A 21,488-nucleotide genomic window follows, 5' to 3' on the forward strand; every position below is an offset into this window, starting at 1 on the left:
TATAGACTCCATCCATAGCTTGCTGCGCCCCGGCAGCAGGGCCTGTTTCCGATTGGAGATTTCCAGAGAATGCCAGCGGACCCTTTGAAGAATCTCAACCCGTGGAGCAAAATCCCACCCCAAAACACCGCCATCTTTCTCGTGGCTGTCTTCTTCACCTTCGCGGCCATGGGGATTGTCAACGACATCGTCGGCATGGGCCGCCAGCCTCTTCCCCGTTTCCTCCTCGGAGTACTGATTACCGGGCTCTTCGCCATCTACTATGCCGGCATCAGCATTGCGCGGCGTGGACGCCCAATCCGCTGGTTCTGGCAGCTGTTTCTGCCCGTAGTGGTGCTGCAATTCCTCCTGATGGGCCTGGTACATTCCTGGTTTCCCGACACGCAGCCACCAGCCAAAGAAGATGCCGCCGCATCCCGCGTGCGCGACCGGCTCGGCATGGACGCGTTTGCCATAGCCATCGGCATCTCCCTCGGCTACGCCTGCTTCGTCATCGTCTTTGTCCGCGAAAGCCGCCGCCACATCCGCGTACATACGGAAAAAGCCGTCCTCGAAAGCGAACTGGAAGCCGCGCGCCAGATTCAGCAGGTCATCCTGCCCGGCAGCAGCGAGAACTTCCCCGGCTTCCACGTCGATTCCGCCTACGCCCCTGCACAGCAGGTCGGCGGCGACTTCTTCCAGATTCTCGCCGACGGCAACGGCGGCATCCTCGCCGTCATTGGCGACGTTGCTGGCAAAGGCCTCACCGCCGCCATGCTCGTTTCCATGCTCGTCGGCGCGCTGCGCACCATCGCCGAACAGACCACCGACCCCATCCGCATCCTGCGCACCCTGCACGAGCGCCTCATTGGCCGCGCCAACGGAGGCTTCTCCACTGCGCTCGCCGCACACATCTCTAGCACGGGAGCCGTCACCCTCGCCAACGCTGGGCACCTGCCGCCCTACCTCAACGGCGCGGAAATCCCGCTCTCCGGCTCACTCCCGCTCGGCATCGACAACAGCGGCGACTACCCCATAACAACCTTCACACTCGCTCCCGGCAGCCGCCTTACCTTCTACACCGACGGAGTAGTAGAAGCCCGCAACCCCAGCGGCGAAATCTTCGGCTTCGACCGCACGCAGGCCATCTCCACTGAGCCCGCCGCAAAAATCGTGGAAACCTCCGTCCATTTCGGCCAGTCCGACGACATCACCGTCGTCACCATCGAGCGAACCGCTTCTTAAGCTTTCCGACCTCAACATCAGAAATCGCAAATTTCATTTGACATTGCCCGATAATCCACTACCATTTGGTTGTGAATTCTCTGGATACAGCATTCGCGGCTTTAGCTGACCCAACCCGCCGCGCGATGGTCGAACGGCTCTCCCGCGGGCCTGCCTCAGTGCATGGACTAACGGAGCCGTTCGCCCTCTCGCAACAAATGATTTCCAAACACATTGCCTGCCTGGTTCGAGCGCGCATTGTCATCAAGACAAAACGTGGACGGGAGAGCATCTGCACGCTCAGGCCGGAGGCGATCAAGACCGTCAGCGACTGGGCCATGAGTTACCGCCAATTCTGGGAAGAGAGTTTCGACAAGCTGGACGCAGTTGTCAATCAAATGAAACAGGAGGAGATTGGACATGACAAAAAGCACGGTAAGTGAAACAGAGCGAATGATTGTCAGCAGAGTTTTTGATGCCCCACGCGAGTTGGTTTGGAAGGCGTGGACAGACCCGAAATACGTGATGCAATGGTGGGGACCAAAGGGCTTTACTTCGCCTCATTGCGAGATAGATTTTCGCGTAGGAGGAAAATTTCTCTACTGCATGAGAACGCCGGATGGACAGGATTTCTGGAATGCCGGGGAATACTTCGAGATCATTCCGCTCGAGAAAATTGTTTCCATCATGTACTTTTCCGACTCGAAAGGAAACAGGATTGAAGCCGCGGAACTCGGAATTGACCATGAAGCCATAGAAGGCGCGTATGACGTAACTCTCTTTGAAGACCTTGGAAACGGCCAGACCAAACTCACCTTCATGGGCAATGAAACCATGCAGAACGCAATCGAGAGCGGCCAGATGGAAGGCATCAAGCAGACACTCGATAAAGTTGCGGACGTTGTTGCGGAACTCGTGAAGGCAAAATAACAACGGCAACGCGGCTCTCTGGTTTTCAAACAAAAAGGCCGCTCGGTTGAGCGGCCTTTTTCACGCGTAAACCTTACGCATCGCGGTACTCCCGCTTCTTCAACTCACGCACTGCCGGCTCATATCCCTGCATCGCAGCCTTGCGAATCCAGTTGCGCGACCGCACATAATCCCTCTCCACGCCCAGGCCGACAGCGTAAAGATGCGCAAGCTGAAACTGCGCCTCCGCATTACCGTTATCCGCGGCCCTGCGATACCACTCCGCCGCCTTCTCATAATCAAGCGGAACGCCCGTCCCAAAGTAGTAGAGGTCCCCAAGCTTCTGCTGAGCCTCAACAAAGTTCTGCATCGCCGCCATGCGATACCAGTACGCAGCATCCGCATCGCTCTGCGGCACGCCCTCGCCTTTGCGATACATCAGCCCAAGGTTGTACTGCGCCCACGCCAGCTTGCTATGCGCCGCGCGCTGGCACCACGCAAATGCCTCGGCAAAATCATCCTCGGAGTAATAACGAAAACTCAAGTTCGCCTGCGCATACGCATGCCCCTGCTCCGCAGCCTTGCTCTCCCAGTAGGCAGCCTGCGCACCATCCTGCGCAATCCCCTGCCCCGCGTCATACATCGTGCTCAAAATGTACTGCGACTCCGCATGCCCCTGCTCGGCGGCTAACTGAAAGCTGGCCGCAGCCGCCCCGAAGTTCCGCGTGTTGTACTCCGCCATCCCCTGCAGGTAATGAACATTGGAAGCCGCATCCGCAGCCTCACGCCGCCCACGCGAAATGATTCCCGTACGCGAAGAGTGCCGCGATAACGCAGCGCCACCCGGAACATGCTGCAGTCCGCCTTTGTCTTTCTCACTCATGCGCTATTTTCTCTGCGCCCACACCTGGCGCTCCACAAACTCCAGCCTGTACTTCGCATCGGCAATCTGCTCGCGCACGCGAGTCGCAAGCTCCGTAAGCAGATCGCGATGCTCATTCGCAGCCGCCTCCGCATCCACATACAGTTGCGCAATCTCGCTCGCCAGCAACTCACTCTGCTCTGTATCCAGCGCGGCAATATCGCGCTCTCCATGCTGAATCTGCCGTGTGATGCGAAGAAGCTCCGCAGCCGCACCCTCCCCGGCAATCGAAGCATTGGCCTCGCGATAATCATCCAGAAGCCGCTGCAACATCTCTACATCGCCGCGCCGGTAAGCCTGGTTCGCACGCGCCATCAGCAACGTAAAGTGTTTCTGCTCCGCATCGTCACGCGCAAAATCAGGATGAATGCGCTTCGCCACATCGCGAAAGAGCGTCTTGAGACTCGGCGGCGGATCAAACTCCTCAGCCTCGCTAGCCTCGCCAAACGCAGCATCATGCGTGTCTTTCGCACGTTGCCGCGCTTCTTCCGCACGGTTGCGTGCAGAGTCTGAGTCATAGAGGTCAACTTCACGCTCCGCAATCCGCGCTTCTATGTCATCAAGCTCAGCGTAAAGAACGCCCACCTGCCGAAAATAACGCCCTTCAAAACTCCGCATCTGCGCGCGAAGCTGCGCAAGCTCCGCCTCGCGCTCCGCAAGCCTGCCGCGCACGGCAGCAAGCTGCTCACGCTTATCAAGCAGAGCAATGTGATCCGGACTTTGTTGAAGAATAATTTCGGCTGACATGTGGCTTCTATAACTCGAACCTATAGTTTATCGAAGCCTGAAGCAGTTTTCACAGACAAGCGCACCCTGCAAAAACAACACCGAAGGCCCATGCAGCGGCCTTCGGTGTTCACAACCAGCTTAGAAACTGAACATCACCTGCAAATCGATACTCCGGTTAGCAGCCGCCGACCCAAAGAACCCTCCCGCAGTTGCAATCGACTGGCCGAACGAAGAAGAGTTCAGCACACCCACCGGCGCAGCCAGGCTCGTGTGATTGAAGACGTTATGGCTCATCGCAGAAAACGTCAGCGAATAACGCCGCGGAGCCAACTGGTCAAGCCTCGGCGGCCCATTGCTGCCGCTCAGCCCACCAGGTCCCAGTCCTCCTCCCGGAGGCCCACCGCCACCGGGACCATGACCTCCGCCGCCCGGCCCTCCAGGTCCTCCTGGACCACCCGGCCCACCACCAGAACCGCCTACTCCGCCTTCCACGCGCGGCCCAATGCCAAAGCTCTTGGCCACGCGCATATTCATGCTGAACTGCGCAGGCCCATTCCCCATGTTGTATGCGATTCGCGCAGCACTCGCGCTCGGATTGATATCGAAGTCGCCGTATTTCGTCGTCACAACGTCCGTGCTGGCAGTGGCAGACGTCGCATACGAAGGCCGGTCGTTGAACTGGTTGTCTCCATTCAAATCCCCGCCAATCGTAATGTTGAACGGGCTTCCGGAATCCGCAACAAGAAACGGGCTGATCGATATGCCAAACGGAGCCTGGTAATTTCCGCCTATCAGGAAGCGATTGCGAACATCAAAGGTCGCACGCCCGTAGTCCGCACCCGGATTCGTCTGGTTAGAAGGAAAATAAGTAGCGCCCGAAGTATCCGCCTTCGCAAAGCCAAGCTGATAAAACCCGAACAGCGCAAGCTTCTTCGCGCGAATCGAGTAATTCACCATCAACTGGTTCTGGTTGTACACGCCGCCCGACTGGAACTGGTAAATATTCTCGTCAATCCCATTCGGTCGCGTTCCCGTTCCAGCCACCGGGTCATACGTCGAAGCAATATACGCGTTGATATTGTCGCTCATGTACTGATGCACACCACGCGAGTTGATGTACGTAGCAGAGACTGTAGCAATCTTGCCGAACTGATGCTCCACACCCACCGCCGCCTGCATATTCACGGAAGCCTTCAAGTTCGGCGCCAGCGAATAAAGCGTGGGCGCAGCCACGCTGCTGGCCGCAAGCTCTGACGGCGAAGGAGCATTGGAAGTGAAGGTCGGATTCTTCACCACATACTGCTTCTGGTTCACGCCATTCTGATGAATCGCATCCAGCACATACGCTTCCGAGAAGCGGTCAAAGAACCATCCATACCCCGCACGAAAAACCGTACTCGCCTTCTTCCCATTCCGCGCCGCCGGAGCCCACGACAACGCAAGCCGCGGAGCCCAGTCCGCATGATCGCTGATGCGGTTCTGCCCCTCATAGCGAACGCCATAGCTAAACGTAAAATTCGGACGCACGCTCCAATCATCCTGGAAGAAAAACGAAGCATCGAAGAGGTTAACCGAAGCCGTCGTATTGCCTGCAGTCACGTCATACTCCGCAGGCGCGCCCGCCACATAGTCGCCCATCGAGGAATAGATGTAGTTGCCATTGAAGCCGGACGTGGAAGAGTTCACATCATGCGTAAGCCGCAGCCGCGTACCAAAGTTAAGCGCATGCTTTCCTTCCGCCGCAGTGACATAATCCTGAAATTCAAACTGGTCCTGATTATCGTGAACCGTACCAGAGTTGCTTCCGCCTCCGGTAAAATCTCCCTGCACGGTAACTGTCGGGTCGGTATATGAAGCAACCTGCCCATCGCGTGCAGCAATGTACTGGAAGCGCATCTCGTTCACGATCTTCGGGGACACAACCTGCGTGTCGCTAATCTGCAGCGTGTGCTCATGATTCAGCACATCATAAGCCTGCGTCTGCAGCGAAGTTCCACTAACGCCGCTGTTTGTCTGCTTCTGCCGGTCAAACATGTAGCGCACGCTCAACGTATTGTTCGCGCCAAGCTGAAAATCAAAACGCGGACTCACATCAAGCCTCGACTGAGGATTCGCCACCGCAAGCGAATAATCTTCGGGGTTGCCGTTAGCATCAGGAATTTTCGCATTGATGATGGCATTGGATTGGTTGTTGCGGCTGAACACGCTCGCAAACCATGACGCGCTCTTGCTCAACGAACCGCTCGCGCTGCCATTCATAAATGTCGAATAATACGATGGCTCATCCTTCACAAAAGGGTTGAGCGAGTTAAAGCTGCTGTCATTTCCATTCATCATGAAAGAACCATGCAGCTTGTCCGTACCCGGCTTGGTCAAAATCTCAATACGCCCATAGCCCAGCTTGTCATACTGCGCGGAAAACGGATTGCGGTTCACGCGAATCTCGCGAATCGAGCTCTTCGGCGGCAACTGCCCACCGCTGAATCCGTCGATATAAATCTGCCCGCCGCTCGGACCAGCCGCAGGACCAGCAAGCGCCGTCAACTCATTCTGCAAATCATCCGGATCATCTGAAAGAGCATCCAGATCCTTGCCCTTGATAACCAGCGCGCTCGCATTGTTATCCGGGCTCACGCTCACGCCGGTATCTTCCGTGCTGACCTTCACCTCGGACTCAACCGTAATCTCCAGCTTCACGTCCTGCGTTACAACCTTGCCGCCAAACACCATCACGTCGCTCACCACGGCCTTGTCAAAGCCCTGTGCAGTAACGGTCAGCGTATAGCGCCCTGGGACAAGACGCGTCATCTCATACGTGCCCACAGCATTGCTCTTCGCTGTGCGCGAGCTTCCACTCGTGCTTGAGAGCGTAATATCCGCCTGAGGCACCACCGCGCCAGACGGGTCAGCAACAGTGCCCTTCATGCCGCCAGTAGCTTCCTGGGCAAACAAAGTAGCCGTCATGCCAACCACCACCAGCAAGCCGGCAACGAATCGAACAAGAGTAGATTTACGAATCACGATTGCGCCTTTCTGAACTACATCCAGAAGAACGCAAAGCCGCAACGAGTGCGGTTACATTGAGTAACGCTGTGTAAAGTTGTGTCACGCGCTCCGTGACCATTCATTACAAGGATTTTCCGCAAAAGAATGCGCCGCGGCGTTACCCTAATGCAGGAAGCCTGCAAACAGATGGAAGATATCCTCCTGATCGACGACGATGTTGAATTATGCGCCATGCTGACCGACTACCTCGGTCGCTATGACTTTCACGTCACAGCCGTGCATCGCGGCGACACCGGCCTTCAAGCCGCGCGCAGCCGCACCTGGCCCATGATTCTGCTCGACATCATGCTGCCCGGCATGGATGGCCTCGAAGTTCTCAAACAACTTCGCACCTTCTCCTCCAGCAATGTGCTTCTCCTCACCGCTCGCGGAGAAGACGTAGACCGCATCATAGGCCTCGAAATCGGTGCGGATGATTACCTCGCCAAGCCCTTCAATGCACGCGAGCTCCTCGCCCGCATTCGTGCCATCCGCCGCCGCAGCGCAGCACCTGCGCAAGCAGGCAAGTCTTCCGCGCTCATCGTCGATGACCTCGTGCTGGACCCTGCCGCGCGCACCGTCACGCGCAACGGCGAGCGCATCGAACTGACAGATGTCGAATTCACACTACTCGAAGTGCTCATGCGTTCCCCCGGCAAAGTAGTCGAACGCGAAAGCCTTGCCGAAAAAGTCCTCGGACGCAAATTCAGTCCCTTCGACCGCAGCCTCGACATGCACGTAAGCCGCCTACGCAAAAAACTTGCCAGCAAGGACAACACGGAAGACCGCGTCAAAACAGTTCGCGGCACAGGCTATCAGCTTGTGCTCCGCCGAACCGTCGCAAGCGGAGGAAACTAACCCATGCGCGGACTCTTCCTGAAAATCTTTGCCATCTTCTGGATTGCGCAAAGCCTCATCTTCGTCATCTCAACAGCGCTCATCATTCGCCAGCGCTTCCCCAGTCCCAACATTGTCTCCGACGCGCTCGACAGCAACCTCCGGCACAATGCCGCAGCAGGCCTTCAAGCTTACGAATCAGGCGGCTGCGCAAGCTTCGCCAACAACGCCGCGCGCTATGAGCCTTCCGGCTCCGCACTGCTGGATGAGCACGGCCAACTCATCTGCCAAACGCCAAATGCACTATCCCTCGCTGGCCTCGTCCCACACTTCCCCGACAGAGTCGATGGCCGCCAGGTCAACGATCATTCTGTGTGGCTGATCCCAATCACATCCAACACCGGCATCAAATACGAATACGTATGGTTCCAGCCTGCAAGCTCCATTCAAAGACCACAGCCGCCACCGCTGCACCGCAATCCATTCTTCCGCTTCGCATTTCCGCAGTTACCCGTCGCCATCGCAGTCGGCGGCGTCACAACCTTCGTGCTCGTGCTCCTGTTCACACGTCCTCTCGTGCGTCTGCGCAAAGCCGCACGCAAACTTGCTGCGGGAGACCTTGCAACACGCGTCGAAGAATCTCCAACCGCATCCGCAAGCGCACACTCTGACGAGTTCCAAGGCCTCGTTCACGACTTCAACCACATGGCCGAGCGAATGGAATCGTTAGTAGGCGCACAAAAACTTCTCGTGCGCGATGTCTCCCACGAACTTCGCTCGCCGCTTGCACGCTTGAGTGTCGCGCTCGATTTAGTGCGAGAAGACGCTCCCCGCGAACTCGACGAACATCTGGCCCGCATTGAACGTGAAGCCGAAAGACTCAATCAACTCATCGGCCAGTTGCTCACTCTCTCCTCAATGGAAACCAAAGAGGGCGCATCCAATTTCAAGCCAGTCTCTCTCAATGAAATTTGCGAGCAAATTGCCCCCGACGCCGAGTACGAAGCCAAACAGCGCTCCTGCACAGTCAGCCTTGAACAAACCTCTGACTGCACAATCCAGGGCAACTGGGAACTACTCTATCGCGCCATAGAAAACGTAATCCGCAATGCCATCCGCTACACCGAACCCGGAACAGAAGTCACAATCCGCATTACAAAAACAACCGCGGACGCAAAGCAATTCGCAACAGTCGAAGTAAACGACCACGGCCCCGGCATCCCCGAAGCAGAACTCGCCAACGTCTTCCGTCCCTTTTATCGACTCGACAGCTCACGCAGCACGGAGACAGGCGGCTACGGCGTAGGCCTCGCCATCACAGACCGCGCAGTAAGACTGCATGGCGGAACTGTGCGAGCCATCAACCGTGCCGAAGGCGGGATATCCATCCAGATGACATTCCCCGCCTCCAGCCCGGCATATCGCGAAGCTTAATCTTCGTCCTCGCCAATCGGCATTCCCGGCGGAATATCCAAACTCGGCTCCGGCTGAAACTTCGTATGGTCGTGTTCAAAGTCCGCAATGCGCAGGCGAATCGCTTCGCCACCCGCAGTCTTCGGCTGCTCCTGCCCAAGCGCATGCAGCTTGGCCTCCACAATCGCGCTTGCAGCAAAACTCGTCTCGCGATTCTCCGCAAGCCGGAATAGCGCCTCGTAAATGCGCGCCTTCACCGCCTCGCTCACAAGCGTACTCAACCCGCCGGTCTGCGAGTCCGCCGCATGCAACGCCGCATCAATCACGTCATCCAGCGTAGGCATGCTCGCATCCCGCGCGTGATACTCCACCAGCCGATTCGCGCGCGCCGGATTAAACAAGAACTCAAGCTCCATATCCGCCGCGCTCTCCGCTGTCGCAATCGGATCAAACGTAAGCGCCGTGTGCGAAGCAAAACTCTCCACCGTACGCGGTGTTCCCGGCGCACGCGGCGGCAACTGCTTCAGCAGCGACTCAGGAATCGTCAGCACCTCCGGCGATAGCGTCTTCACCACCGCTGCCAGCGCAGCCCGCTGCTCCGCTGCCGGAACAATCTTCGGCTGCATCTGCCCATCGCCGCGCACTGTGTAGCGATAATCCAATCCACCAATAATCTTCGTCGCCGCCTCAGACTGGTAGCGATAAAGCAAGTACAGCGGCACCAGCGTATCCTCAAGCTCCGCCGTAGGCTCGCCCATCCGAATATTGTTCTCGCCAAACCTATCCAGCGCTGCCTTGCGAATCGTCAAAATACGATTCAGCTCCTCCGCAGCATTCGTGCCGTTATCCCACAAGTGCGCAATCGGAGAAGCCGACCCCGCAGGCCGCGCATCCGCATCGCTCAGGTAGCGAATATCCTTGCTCTCCGCTGCATGCAAAATCCCATCCAGCGCCGCACCGTCTTCATAAGGCTTGCCGTTCTTATCAAACTCGCGATAGCCATAATCAATCGCAACCTTATCCCACACGCCAATCCCCACTGGATACGCATGCGCCACGCTCGGCACACCATTCTTATCCAGCGTGATGTAAGGGTGCGGATACTCCATCACGGACATCGTGTCATCCGGCGAGTGCGGCATCGTGCTCGCCGCATAGTTGTGCATCAGCCCCAGCGTGTGCCCGGTCTCATGCGCCGCCAGTTGCCGAATCCGCTGCAACACCATTGCCAGCGCCGCATCATGCTCTGCGTCGGGAATCTTCCCGTCCTTGTACGGAGCCAGAAGCCCTTCCGCAATCAGATAATCCTGACGCCCGCGCAAGCTGCCCAGCGTCACGTTGCCCTTCACAATCTCACCTGTTCGCGGATCGGCAATCGCAGCCCCATAACTCCATCCACGGTTGTAGCGGTGCACCCACTGAATGATGTTGTACCGCGCATCCATCGGGTCCGCCCCCTCAGGCAGCACATCCACCAGGAACGTGCCTTTCGCCCATCCCGCCGCATGAAAGGCATCATCCCACCAGCGGCATCCTTCCACCAGCGCCGAGCGCAGCGGCTCCGGAGCACCGCGGTCCACATAGTAGTGAATCGGCTTCACCGCCTCGCAGTTCTCCGTGCAGTTGGGGTCTTTCTTCACCAGCCGGTGCCGCACAATAAACTGCTGCTCCACTGGCTCGCCCAGCGGAGTATTCATCTCGCGATACTCCGTCTGAAAGAATCCCGAGCGCGGCGAAAATCTGCGCGGCACATACCCCGGCTCCGGCAGCTTCAAAAAGCTGAACCGCTCATGCACCGTCATCGCACTCGGATCAGGCGTAACATTCGCCACCAGCCGCGCACGGCTCGGATCGGAAGTAGCAAGCGTCAACAGGCTCTCCACTTCCGTATTCTCCGGAAAGCTCTTCGTAAACTCGGGCACAATCACCGAGCGCGACTCATCTACGGTGTAGTTGCCCTGCTTCGCGCGAGACAAAGTCTCCGCCACGCCATGAATATCGCGCAGGAAAAACTTCGTCGCATCGACAACCGCAAGGTCCCCGTCCATGCGAACAACCTCAAACCCCGCCAGCACCGAAGTCGGAAACGACTGCGCCACTGCCAGCTTCTCCGCCGGCTCGCTCAGCTCCGTGCGAAACCGTATATTCTCCTCAACCAGCAGAATCCTGTTGCCAACGCGCTCAAAGTGCACCAGCCGCGTTCCACCGCGGCCTTCCGTCTGCCCGCGGTCCAGCCCCAGGTCATTCTGCCCCACGCCATACGGCAGCGAGTCCGCCAGAATATACTCCGGCGACTGCGCGCCCGAGTGTTCCGTCAGCGGAACCCCAAGGTAAAGCTGCCCCTTCTTGGCATCCCAGTGGACAGGCAGCAACGAACCGTCCTGCTTGAGAACAGCATCAGGACTCTGCGCGGCGAGAGACGCCGCAACCGTCAACAGCGCGACAGCAAGCACTCTGCGAGGATTCATATTGAAATTATTTGTACCACTACCGCGCAAATCATCATGCGAAATTCAGATTCACTGCACCGCAACCGGATATCCCTTCCACAGATATTCCAGCGCCTCCGGCAGCGTCTGCTTCCTCACCGCCCCGTCCACATGCCCCGCATTCCGCGCAAAAACAAACTGGTAGGGATACCCCTTCTCCGCAAGCACATGCGCCATTCTCTCGTTCGCCAGCACCCAATCGTGCATCCCATCGCGCATCACGTTGGGATTGAACAAATCGCGGTCTCCCACCTCCAGCCACAACCGTAGCGGCTTGCGCGGCGAAGCCAGAATCAGATGCTCATGAAATTCCCAGGCCCCATGCGGAGTCTTCGCATCGCCAGGCCACTGCTGATTGATGTACGTGCCCGAATACGTCAGCACGCGATGATAAAGCTCCGGGTGATACCACGCCATAATCAGCGCACACGAACCGCCCGAACTTCCGCCCATCGTTGCGCGCCCATCCGGATCGTGAGTCAGCTTGACGTGATAGCGCGACTCCACCTGCGGAAGCACCTCCTGCTCCACAAACTCCGCATAGCGGCCAGACATGGTGTCATACTCCAACCCGCGCTCGCTGCCCTGCGCGTCTCCTCCGCCATTGAAAATCGAAATCGCAATCATCGCCGGAACCCGCCGCGCCGCAATCAACGAATCAAGCACCGTAAAAAGCAGTGAGTCCGGCCCATCCGCTCCCACAATAAACGGCGCAGCCGTCCCCGGCTTATACTGCTTCGGAATGTAAACCGTAACGCGCCGCGTATAAGGCGCGGGATGGCTCGTAGTAACAATCAACTTCGCAGGATCATTTGGATCAGGCGTGCCAAACGTGCCGGCCGTGCGCGCAATCCCCGGATAAAACCTGCTCTCCGCCGAATTCAGCACAAACTCCCCAACATCCCCATGCGGAATATCAGCATGAACAACAGCCTCATCCGCCGGAGCATGCGTCGGCCCAAGAATAAAATTCCCATCCTTATCTGCAGGCGGCAGCCCGCCATCCGCAAGCTCCTGCGCCTTCACATAACCCGGCGTATTCGCATCCCGAGTCGGCGGAACAGGACGGCTCTGCGCAACCACTGGCGCAGCAGTTTGCGAATACATCGCCGAACAGCCAAGCAGCAAAACCGCGCCGCAACAAACACGATAGAGAACCATGCAACTCCCCTCAAACCTCGCAGCGAAGTATAGCCTGATTTCCATCAAATCTTATGGATTCATCATTTCCGCCGCCTAATAATGGCACATGGCCTCCTCTTTCCTTCCATCCTCCGAATTGGCCGCGCCCGCCGCACCGGCTAAGCTGCCGAGAGAATGCACATTCACGGAATCGGACTGGCGAGCCCTCGCAGTGCACTGGTATCCCGTAGCGCACTCCCATCAAGTCACATCCAAGCCGCTCGCCGCGCGCCTGCTCGACGAGCGCGTCGTCCTCTATCGCATCTCCGACGGCTCCATCGTGGCTGCGCGCGACATCTGCTATCACCGCGGCGTCCCCATGAGCCTCGGCCATGTAGAAGGCGATGAAATCGTCTGCAAATATCACGGCCTGCGCTACAACCCTGAAGGCCGTTGTACCTGCATCCCCGCCCACCCCAACGGAGCCATCTCCCCGCGCCTGCACCTCGACATGTATCAGGCTCAAGAGAAATTCGGCTTAGTATGGGTACGCCTCGTAGACAACGGCCCACAGCCTCTCCCCGCGCTCGACGAGTGGGATGACCCTGACTACCTGCAAGTCCATCTCGATAGCGTTGACATCAACGCAGCCGCAGGCCGCCAGATTGAAGGCTTCCTCGACGTAAGCCACTTCGCCTTCGTCCACAAAGAGAGCTTCGGCGAACCCGACAACCCCGTCGTGCCCGACTACAAGGCCACCAAAACCCCGCGCGGCTTCGTCGCCGACTACATCAGCACCGTCAGCAACTACGCTCACGGCTACAAGCACCTCGCCCCGCCCGACTTCCCCTGGCATCGCCGCTTCGAGGTCTATCTCCCCTTCACCGCCAAGCTCACCGTCACCTTCCCAAACGGCGGCAAGCTACACATCCTCAACGCCGCCTCACCCGTCTCCGCGCGCAAAACAAAACTCTTCGTCCCGCTCTGCCGCAACTTCGACAAGGACGCCCCCATCGAGCAGACCCTCGACTTCAACTACCAGATCTTCGCCGAAGACATAGAAATCGTAGAAACCCAGTTCCCGGAAGACCTGCCCTTAAACCTGCACGACGAAGCTCACTTCCCCGCCGACCGCAGCTCCGTCACCTACCGCAAGGGGTTAGCCGCGCTAGGCCTAGGCCGCCAATTCACCGCATGAAACGGCTAAGTGCAAAAGCCGCTAACAGCGTTCTTACTCACCGGCAAAGCACAATCTGACAACCTCATAACTGGCCGAATTTTATCGCCAATATTCAATGAGAGAGGCATCTCATCTCTTTCTGCCCAAAGCCGGGCAAGCAATCCCGCAAAACACACGCAACTCAACCAGCAACAATTTGCGAGCAGCACGATGGCGTATTCGAATCCCGCCCCCCCTGGAAAGCTGAATTCTAAGGACCGGTAATTACTGCACAATAAACTTCAATCGCCCATACAACTCAGGCGACCGCACGCATTCATTCCTATAGAAATTGTGCAAACAGCTACTGCCCGTTTCAGAATCACAACGCGAATGCACTGATATCAATAAAAACCCAATAAGACGATGTTGACATATTCAGCCATTTACAGTACATGGAATCCATTGATTGACGGGACCCAGTGATGTGTAGTTACTGTTTACTTGGCGTTTTTGCGATCCATAGTTGATCATTATTCGCCGAAGACTTGCGTTGAGAGTGGGATCCAATCTCTGAGACATATCCAAGCATAATCACCTTTGTTTGGTAAACATCTACGCTTATGCTTTTGATGAACTCAGCATTTGGGTTCTAAGAATAGTGCGTATCTCAAGAATGACGACAAAATTAACGTGGCGTTCTTGAAGAAAATGCGAACAGATGAATTTGTTCTAAACACTCCATCTCAAGAAAAGGGGCAGTCATGAAATTGTCTTTACGCCAAAAAGTTGTTGCTTTGTCTGCGACCGCACTTCCAGTTATAGCTCTGATGATTTTCTTTTTAGGGCTACCACGGCAGGCGTTTGCACATACAAACTGTGTTTATGCAAATCAGCAATATTCCCCAGGTGCCTCGGTTGCTTGTACCTATTCGTATCAAGGGCAGGTCTATCAAGGAAGCCAAACATGCAATACCAATGGAACATGGAGCGACTGCGCATAGTCTTGTCTGTGGTGTGATGGGCATCTGCGGAAGGTGCCCATCATTGCAGATGCTTCAATGCGAGATTTTGATAATAATCATTCTTAAATAGGGGGCAATGACGGTGCAAGATAACAATCTACCGAACCTCCCAAGTAGGCCATTATGGGCAGACTTTATCATGATCGCCTGTTTATCAATCTCACTTGCCTGCAATGTAGTCCTAGGGTGGAAGGTTAGGTCTTTGCTCGCAATTGCCCCTCCACCATCTGCTCGAATTGGCATGCAGCTTACAGGGATTAAGGCAAAAAAACTGTCAGGCGAACCAATTAGCCTGTCTTTTAGTACCTCCGAGCCAACTGTTCTTTATGTGTTTAGGCCAACATGCAAATGGTGTGCGGCAAATATAAAAAACATTCAGTCACTAAGCACTCAACGTACAACGAAGGAACATTTTATCGGCATTTCGATTTCTGCTGATGGTCTGAGCGCATATCTGAAGAGTATGCCCCTTCCATTTCCGGTTTACATTATTGATGACCAGTCTGAACTCAAAAATCTCAGTTTCGTGGGCACACCACAGACGATCGAGATATCTCGAGATGGAAAGATCATCCAGAATTGGGTAGGAGCGTATAGTGGGGACACTGCTATTTCAATTCGGCGCAATTTCGCTGTTACACTCCCCCGGTTTGGTATCTAATGGAGAATAGAGAAATGCGCATTTCGTTAAAAGCAGAGATATTGAAATTTGTAGTTATCCCCTTACTTTTCGTTACACTCGTTGCTCTGGGGTCTGTGCTATTGAACCGTCCCTCGAGAGATGCAGACACAATGTGTCGAGATGAGCAGGGAAAATTTTATTCTGTCGGCGCACAAAGAAAAGTCTCATCCAGTCTGCAGCGTTGTGGGCCGGGAGGCAGATGGCAGCCTGTAAATTAGCTAGCCTCTACAATCTCGTTGCAAATCTTTGTTTATCCATCGGAAGTGCAATGCAAGAACCGTTACCACCACATGGTAATAAAGCTGAATGTAAGAGTGCATTAACCACTAGGCATCTACAGTTACTTGGAGCGCATAACGTTCATGATAAAAATCATCAAGCTTATTGAACTTAGAGTACCTGTTAAGTGCACCTGGCATTTTAGCAACAAATGCGCTATGGGTATTCTCCTGGCAATATTGATGGTGTGTGAAGTATGCTCCAGCCAAAATGAAAGAAAGATCAATACTCCAGCGGCTGACAATAAGATACTTGTACTGGATGTTGCGACTGTAAAGCCTGCTTCTGAGAGTGCAAGTGGCTGGCAATTGCAATTTACGATGGATGGCTTTGTCGCAAAAAACGTGCCTATTCGACAAGTCATTCAGGAAGCATATGGCATTTATGAACCATATCGATTATCTGCCGGCCCCGAGTGGGTAGAATCGGTCCGCTATGACATTGAAGCAAAGATGACCAATGCTAGTGTGGAAGATGTTCGAGATATTCCCCTGGACCAGCGCAGACGAATGCTTCAGGAACTCTTATCCGAGCGCTTTCAGTTGAAAATACATCACGAGCCCAAAGCTCTTCCGGTTCTTGAACTTGCTATTGAAAAAAACGGCATAAAATTTCATGAATCACCATCCGCACACGAAGACGAAGGCGAGATCAAGGGCATTGACGGACTGGTGCGGCGAAGTGGCAACGGCGCCCTGGATGTCCAGAAAGTTTCGATGGCCGGATTCGCTCAGATATTAAGCCGCGAATTTGGTGGCAGGATCGTTCTGGATAAAACAGGCTTAAAAGGCCGCTACGATATAAGCTTGCAATGGGTTCAGGGTGACGCTCAGAGGCCAACCATGAATACTGCAAATGGGCAGATGCCTTCGTCATTGCCAGATGAATCTGATTTCTCTCTGACTGCAGCGTTGCGGCGGCAACTTGGCCTCAAACTTCAATTGGTAAAAGAAACAGTAGACACAATCGTCGTAGATCGCATCGAAAAACCTTCCGCCAATTAGCAGCTTATTCTTATGAAAAGCTTGGTTATTTGTATCGGCTTGCGCGTTCGTGTAGTGCCGGGTGCCCCAGTCTCCTACTTTTGGAAACCTAAGATAACAACCCACCCACTGCAAACAACAAAGGCCGCTCTTTCGAGCGGCCTTTGTTTTGAAGCATTGTGCAATGGTTAAGCGGGTGAAGGCGAACCTTCCGGGAAGCCAGCGCCACCGCGGCTCTCCGGCTTGTACACCTGCTGCGGCGTGCCGCCCGAGCCATCCGAAGGAGCAGCCAGCGAAGACCGCATCGGAGGCAGTTCCTTGCCTTCGATAAGCAGCTTCACTTCTTCCGCATCAATCGTCTCGCGCTCAAGCAATGCCTGCGACAAGCGGTGCATCGCATCCTGGTGCGTGTTAATCAGCGAGTAAGCCGACTGGTACGCCTCATCAATCAAGCGGCGAACTTCGAGATCAATCTGCCGCGCCGTCTCTTCGCTGAAGTCACGGTGCTGCGCAATCTCGCGGCCCAGGAAGATCTGCTCTTCCTTCTTGCCGAAGGTCAGCGGACCAAGGCGGCTCATGCCGTACTCGCAAACCATGCGGCGAGCAAGGTCGGTAGCCGTCTCAATGTCCGAGCCCGCGCCGGTAGACATCTGGTTGAGGAAAATCTCCTCCGCCACACGTCCGCCGTAAGCCGTAGCCAGACGGGTTTCGAGATATTCCCGCGTATAGTTGTGGCGGTCATCCGGCAAATACACCGTAACGCCCAGTGCCATACCGCGCGGAATAATCGTCACCTTGTGAATCGGGTCCGAGTTGTCACGCAGATAGCTAACCAGCGCGTGACCAGCTTCGTGATACGCCGTAACCTTCTTCTCCGTATCCGTCAGCAGCATCGACTTCCGCTCAGCGCCCATCAGGACCTTGTCCTTGGCCAGCTCAAAGTCGTACATCGTAACCTGCTTGCGGCCCAGGCGAGCACCATTCAGCGCCGCCTCGTTCACCATGTTGGCAAGGTCCGCGCCAGAGAAGCCCGGTGTCCCACGCGCCAGCACGTTCAGGTTCACATCGTCAGAAACCGGAACCTTCTTCACATGCACGCGAAGCACTTCCTCGCGCCCGCGAACATCCGGAAGACCCACAACCACGCGGCGGTCAAAACGGCCCGGACGAAGCAGCGCAGGATCAAGCACGTCAGGGCGGTTCGTCGCGGCAACCAGAATCACGCCATCGTTCGATTCAAAGCCGTCCATCTCAACCAGCAACTGGTTCAGCGTCTGCTCGCGCTCATCGTGCCCACCGCCAAGACCGGCACCACGGTGACGGCCCACCGCATCGATTTCATCAATGAAGATGATGCAAGGCGCATTCTTCTTGCCCTGCTCAAACAGGTCGCGAACGCGGCTCGCGCCCACGCCTACAAACATCTCCACAAAGTCCGAACCGGAAATCGAGAAGAACGGCACATTGGCTTCACCAGCCACAGCACGCGCCAGCAAAGTTTTACCCGTTCCCGGAGGTCCGACGAGCAGCACACCCTTCGGAATCCGTCCGCCCAGCTTCTGGAACTTCTGCGGTTCGCGCAGATACTCGATGATTTCCTTCAGCTCTTCCTTGGCCTCATCCACGCCGGCCACGTCCTTAAACGTAACCTTCTTCTGCTGCATCGAAAGCAGCCGCGCCCTGCTCTTGCCAAAGCTCAGCGCCTTGTTGCCGCCGCTCTGCATCTGGCGAATCATGAAGAACCAGATCGCGCCAATCAGCACAAACGGTCCAATGTTCAGGAGAAGCTGCAGCGGCAGGTTGCTCGACTCCTGCTTAATCTTGAAGTTCACGCTGTGCGCCAGCATTGCGCGCTTCAGGTCCTCGTAGTTGCCACCGACAGTCGTGTGGAACTGGTCCTTCGCTCCCTTGAGATGCCCGCGCAAATCGGGCCCCTGGATCTCAGCGTCCTGAACCTGGTCCGCATTCACCTTCGCATACAGATCCGAGTACGGAATCTCCACATCCTTCGCGCCCAGGTTTGCGCTCTTGGACACAACGGCCCACAGCATTACCAGGCACACAAGGATAAAAAGCCAGAACATGATGGTTTTGACAGTCGAATTCACCAGGACTCCTCTTTCCCGGCGGGGAGAATCCGATTCAAAGGACAACTCCAACGCCTACTGCATCCATATAAGACGCGCAAACTCGCTTCCACGTCACAAAAATGAGTGATTCTCACTCAGAAAATTCAAGACGTCCCACAAGCGCCGCCCCGAAAACCCCGGGCAACCCGCCCAAAGAGATTCCGGAGGAACAGTACTTCAAATTGTACTCCCGCCGCACCTTCCCCGCAGCACTTACCAAAGGGAAATACGCACCCCACACCAACGGTGTTCCCAGCCTAGTTCCCAAGTACCTCCACCTTCACATCCAATCCCGGCACCGCCTCCACCACAACTCCCTGCATCCAAACAATCTTCCCCTGCCATTCCACCACCGGCCAAACCGCCCGGTCCGCCCCGGAAACCTTCATCCGCTCCAGCACTTCCTTCACCTTCCGAGGCCCGGAAGAATGCCGCAGCGTCACCCGGTCCCCCGCCTTCCAGTTCCGCAATATCGCAGCATCGGCAGAAGCCCCCAAAATCCGCACCCGCACCCCAAAATCCGCCGACTCCAACTCACCCGGCACCGGAATCTCCACCGCCCCCGGTACAGCCCCCGCATCCACCAAAGCCAAAATCGCCAACCGCAGCTCGCGATGACTCCGCTCCGCCCTCAATCCGCCAGCCAGCTCTCTCCGCTGCCCCGCCAACCCAGACAACGCTAAAGAGCGGAGCTCTTCCGTCCCCGCAAAGTCAAGTGCAACTCCCAGCTTCCCCGTTACAAACCGCAAAATCCGCCGCTGCATCGCCACCGGCTGCGCAGCCAACTGCCCAATCTCCAGCGCAATCCCCTCAACCCCTGCGCCAGTCCCAGCCCGTCCCCCACCCCGAACCGGCCTCCCCGGCAAAATCATCGGAGCAGCCACCCGCGCCACTTCTTCATCCCACCAGTCCTCTTCTCCACGCGCCAGCTCCGCCATATTCGCCAAATGCTCCCTCAACCTCGGATTCCACCCTTCCAGCAGCGGCAGCAACTCATGCCGAATCCGGTTCCGCGTAAACACCGTGTCGGCATTCGTAGAATCCTCTCTCCACCCCTGCCCCAACGCCCTCAAATAGCTCTCAATCTCCCCCCGCCTAACCCTCAGCAGAGGCCGCACAATCACGCCCTCCTCAAACCGCACCACAGGATGAATCCCCGAAAGCCCTTCCGTCCACGCCCCACGCAAAAACTTCCCCAGCACAGATTCCGCCTGGTCATCCAGCGTATGCGCCGTAGCAACTGCATCGAGCGGCACGTCCCGCATCAGCTCCCGAAACCACGCATACCGCACCCGACGCGCCGCTTCCTCAATCGACTCCGCACCCTTCCCCGCCGCAGCCCGAGCCTCGGCCTCCACATCCACCCGAGCCTCATGAAATGCCAACCCCAGCTCCGCAGCCAGCCCCCTCACAACCCCCAAATCACCGTCAGCCTCATCCCCGCGCAATCCATGATGCAGATGCGCCACATGCAGCACCAGCCCAAGCTCCGCCGCCCGCGCATGCAGCGCCCTGAGCAACGCCACCGAGTCCGCCCCGCCAGACACACCAACCCCCAGCCGCATCCCCGGACGAAGCAGCGCAGCATCCAACTTCAAACTGTAAGAATCCCCTCGCATCAAATGGATGATAAAAGTAGCTCTCAGCTTTTAGCTATTGGCTCTTAGCGTGCGAGTGCTCCACAGCCCGCCCAAAGCCCATGTCTTCGGTTGCGGGAACCCGCGAAAGCCTCGTTCTCCACACCCGAGCTAGAAGCTACGAGCTAATAGCTAAAAGCTTCCGTCAACCCAGTCCTGCTATACTCCCGCTTGTTATGCAGGTATTCGCAATCCTACCCGCGGCGGGCATAGGCACACGCATGGCCTCAGCCGAGCCCAAGCAGTTCCTCGCCCTCGGCGGCGTGCCCATTCTCATCCACTCGCTCCGCGCCTTCGACGCCGTTCCGCGCGTCACGGCCATTTATATCGCCGTCCGTAAATCGGAAATCGAGCGCGTCCAGGCCCAAATCGCCGAGTACACCATCGGCAAGCCCATCCACGTCGTCGAAGGCGGTGACAACCGCCAGGAATCCGTCGCCCACGCCCTCGCCGCAGTCCCCGCTGGCCCGGATGACATCGTGCTCGTCCACGACGCCGTCCGCCCGCTTATTGACGCCGCCACCATTGACCGCACCATCGACGCCGTAGCCGAGCACGGAGCTGCCATCGTCGGCCTCCCCGCCGTCGATACCATCAAGCAGGTCGAGCGCACCGCCCACGGAGCACTCATCACCTCCACCATCCCCCGCGAATTCGTAGTCCTCGCCCAGACCCCGCAAGGCTTCCGCTACGGCCTCCTGCAAAAGTCCTTTGCCGAGGCCACGGCAGACGGTTTTGTCGGCACCGACGAGGCATCCGTAGTCGAGCGCGCCGGCAACGCGGTTGCCGTAGTCCCCGGCTCTCCGGTTAATCTGAAGATTACCCAGCCCGGCGACCTCGACCTGGCCGAGTTCTACCTCCGCCAGCGGGGCTAGCCGCCTGTGCAACTGCGGCCTTCGCCCGCCGTGCAGCATCGGTGACGCTC

Annotated in this window: 16 protein-coding genes; 9 read left to right on the top strand and 7 right to left on the bottom strand. The window is 56.7% G+C overall.

The window, feature by feature from the left end; genetic code table 11:
• The first annotated feature begins 69 nt into the window (after nucleotides 1-69).
• The 3 genes from AC5S3R_RS10445 (at nucleotide 70) to AC5S3R_RS10455 (ending at nucleotide 2,133) form a co-directional block, all read left to right on the top strand.
• Nucleotides 70-1,224 carry a PP2C family protein-serine/threonine phosphatase gene (locus AC5S3R_RS10445; protein ID WP_494266978.1) on the top strand — a complete coding sequence of 385 codons (1,155 nt, stop codon included), beginning with the start codon at nucleotides 70-72 and terminating at the stop codon, nucleotides 1,222-1,224.
• A 71-nt stretch (nucleotides 1,225-1,295) separates the two neighbouring features.
• Nucleotides 1,296-1,646: an ArsR/SmtB family transcription factor gene (locus AC5S3R_RS10450; protein ID WP_494266979.1), complete on the top strand. Its 351-nt coding sequence runs from the start codon at nucleotides 1,296-1,298 to the stop codon at nucleotides 1,644-1,646.
• Complete coding sequence (locus AC5S3R_RS10455; RefSeq protein WP_494266980.1) at nucleotides 1,624-2,133, top strand: SRPBCC domain-containing protein; 510 nt, start codon at nucleotides 1,624-1,626, stop codon at nucleotides 2,131-2,133. Before AC5S3R_RS10450 ends, AC5S3R_RS10455 begins: the two co-directional genes overlap by 23 nt.
• A 73-nt stretch (nucleotides 2,134-2,206) precedes the next feature.
• Here AC5S3R_RS10455 and AC5S3R_RS10460 read toward each other — a convergent pair whose 3' ends face one another.
• From AC5S3R_RS10460 to AC5S3R_RS10470, 3 genes are all read right to left on the bottom strand, one after another.
• Nucleotides 2,207-2,995, bottom strand: coding sequence for a tetratricopeptide repeat protein (locus AC5S3R_RS10460; protein WP_494266981.1), 789 nt, complete (start codon nucleotides 2,993-2,995; stop codon nucleotides 2,207-2,209).
• 3 nt (nucleotides 2,996-2,998) lie between these two features.
• The gene (locus AC5S3R_RS10465; RefSeq protein ID WP_494266982.1) at nucleotides 2,999-3,781 is read right to left on the bottom strand and encodes a hypothetical protein; all 783 of its coding nucleotides are present in this window, start codon (nucleotides 3,779-3,781) and stop codon (nucleotides 2,999-3,001) included.
• 120 nt (nucleotides 3,782-3,901) lie between these two features.
• Nucleotides 3,902-6,784, bottom strand: coding sequence for a TonB-dependent receptor (locus tag AC5S3R_RS10470; RefSeq protein WP_494266983.1), 2,883 nt, complete (start codon nucleotides 6,782-6,784; stop codon nucleotides 3,902-3,904).
• Nucleotides 6,785-6,955: 171 nt separating this feature from the next.
• Between AC5S3R_RS10470 and AC5S3R_RS10475 the strand changes: the two genes are divergently transcribed.
• Both AC5S3R_RS10475 and AC5S3R_RS10480 read left to right on the top strand, forming a co-directional pair.
• A complete protein-coding gene (locus AC5S3R_RS10475; RefSeq protein WP_494266984.1) occupies nucleotides 6,956-7,666 on the top strand; it encodes a response regulator transcription factor in 711 nt (236 codons plus the stop codon).
• A 3-nt stretch (nucleotides 7,667-7,669) separates the two neighbouring features.
• Entirely contained in the window at nucleotides 7,670-9,079 is a 1,410-nt protein-coding gene (locus AC5S3R_RS10480) for a sensor histidine kinase (protein WP_494266985.1), read from the top strand.
• Here AC5S3R_RS10480 and AC5S3R_RS10485 read toward each other — a convergent pair.
• Nucleotides 9,076-11,526 (bottom strand): zinc-dependent metalloprotease, encoded by a 2,451-nt coding sequence (locus AC5S3R_RS10485; RefSeq protein ID WP_494266986.1) that lies wholly within the window; start codon nucleotides 11,524-11,526, stop codon nucleotides 9,076-9,078. The two genes, AC5S3R_RS10480 and AC5S3R_RS10485, sit on opposite strands and share 4 nt — an antisense overlap.
• 51 nt (nucleotides 11,527-11,577) lie before the next feature.
• Entirely contained in the window at nucleotides 11,578-12,708 is a 1,131-nt protein-coding gene (locus tag AC5S3R_RS10490; protein WP_494266987.1) for an alpha/beta hydrolase, read from the bottom strand.
• A gap of 88 nt (nucleotides 12,709-12,796) precedes the next feature.
• Here AC5S3R_RS10490 and AC5S3R_RS10495 point away from each other — a divergent pair, with 88 nt between their 5' ends.
• The 3 genes from AC5S3R_RS10495 (at nucleotide 12,797) to AC5S3R_RS10505 (ending at nucleotide 16,818) form a co-directional block, all read left to right on the top strand.
• On the top strand, nucleotides 12,797-13,867 hold the full coding sequence (locus tag AC5S3R_RS10495; protein WP_494266988.1) for a Rieske 2Fe-2S domain-containing protein: 1,071 nt from the start codon (nucleotides 12,797-12,799) through the stop codon (nucleotides 13,865-13,867).
• 1,188 nt (nucleotides 13,868-15,055) lie between these two features.
• Entirely contained in the window at nucleotides 15,056-15,514 is a 459-nt protein-coding gene (locus AC5S3R_RS10500) for a TlpA family protein disulfide reductase (protein WP_494266989.1), read from the top strand.
• 383 nt (nucleotides 15,515-15,897) lie between these two features.
• Entirely contained in the window at nucleotides 15,898-16,818 is a 921-nt protein-coding gene (locus tag AC5S3R_RS10505; protein WP_494266990.1) for a TIGR03435 family protein, read from the top strand.
• Between the two features lie 167 nt (nucleotides 16,819-16,985).
• Here the strand turns inward: AC5S3R_RS10505 and ftsH are convergent, their stop codons facing one another.
• A complete protein-coding gene (gene ftsH, locus AC5S3R_RS10510; RefSeq protein ID WP_494266991.1) occupies nucleotides 16,986-18,905 on the bottom strand; it encodes an ATP-dependent zinc metalloprotease FtsH in 1,920 nt (639 codons plus the stop codon).
• Nucleotides 18,906-19,183: 278 nt separating this feature from the next.
• Nucleotides 19,184-20,524 carry a tRNA lysidine(34) synthetase TilS gene (gene tilS, locus AC5S3R_RS10515; protein WP_494266992.1) on the bottom strand — a complete coding sequence of 447 codons (1,341 nt, stop codon included), beginning with the start codon at nucleotides 20,522-20,524 and terminating at the stop codon, nucleotides 19,184-19,186.
• A 215-nt stretch (nucleotides 20,525-20,739) separates the two neighbouring features.
• On the opposite strand from tilS, the gene ispD reads away from it, so the two are divergent.
• Complete coding sequence (gene ispD, locus AC5S3R_RS10520; protein WP_494266993.1) at nucleotides 20,740-21,438, top strand: 2-C-methyl-D-erythritol 4-phosphate cytidylyltransferase; 699 nt, start codon at nucleotides 20,740-20,742, stop codon at nucleotides 21,436-21,438.
• Nucleotides 21,439-21,488 lie beyond the last annotated feature (50 nt).

The organism is Occallatibacter sp. FHG110214_02, assembly GCF_059115385.1.

Coding starts and splice junctions, on each gene's coding strand:
- AC5S3R_RS10445 (WP_494266978.1), top strand. CDS start 70: ATGCCAGCGGACCCTTTGAAGAATCTCAACCCGTGGAGCAAAATCCCA.
- AC5S3R_RS10480 (WP_494266985.1), top strand. CDS start 7,670: ATGCGCGGACTCTTCCTGAAAATCTTTGCCATCTTCTGGATTGCGCAA.
- AC5S3R_RS10455 (WP_494266980.1), top strand. CDS start 1,624: ATGACAAAAAGCACGGTAAGTGAAACAGAGCGAATGATTGTCAGCAGA.
- AC5S3R_RS10505 (WP_494266990.1), top strand. CDS start 15,898: ATGATAAAAATCATCAAGCTTATTGAACTTAGAGTACCTGTTAAGTGC.
- AC5S3R_RS10465 (WP_494266982.1), bottom strand. CDS start 3,781: ATGTCAGCCGAAATTATTCTTCAACAAAGTCCGGATCACATTGCTCTG.
- AC5S3R_RS10495 (WP_494266988.1), top strand. CDS start 12,797: ATGGCCTCCTCTTTCCTTCCATCCTCCGAATTGGCCGCGCCCGCCGCA.
- AC5S3R_RS10475 (WP_494266984.1), top strand. CDS start 6,956: ATGGAAGATATCCTCCTGATCGACGACGATGTTGAATTATGCGCCATG.
- ispD (WP_494266993.1), top strand. CDS start 20,740: ATGCAGGTATTCGCAATCCTACCCGCGGCGGGCATAGGCACACGCATG.
- AC5S3R_RS10485 (WP_494266986.1), bottom strand. CDS start 11,526: ATGAATCCTCGCAGAGTGCTTGCTGTCGCGCTGTTGACGGTTGCGGCG.
- AC5S3R_RS10490 (WP_494266987.1), bottom strand. CDS start 12,708: ATGGTTCTCTATCGTGTTTGTTGCGGCGCGGTTTTGCTGCTTGGCTGT.
- AC5S3R_RS10460 (WP_494266981.1), bottom strand. CDS start 2,995: ATGAGTGAGAAAGACAAAGGCGGACTGCAGCATGTTCCGGGTGGCGCT.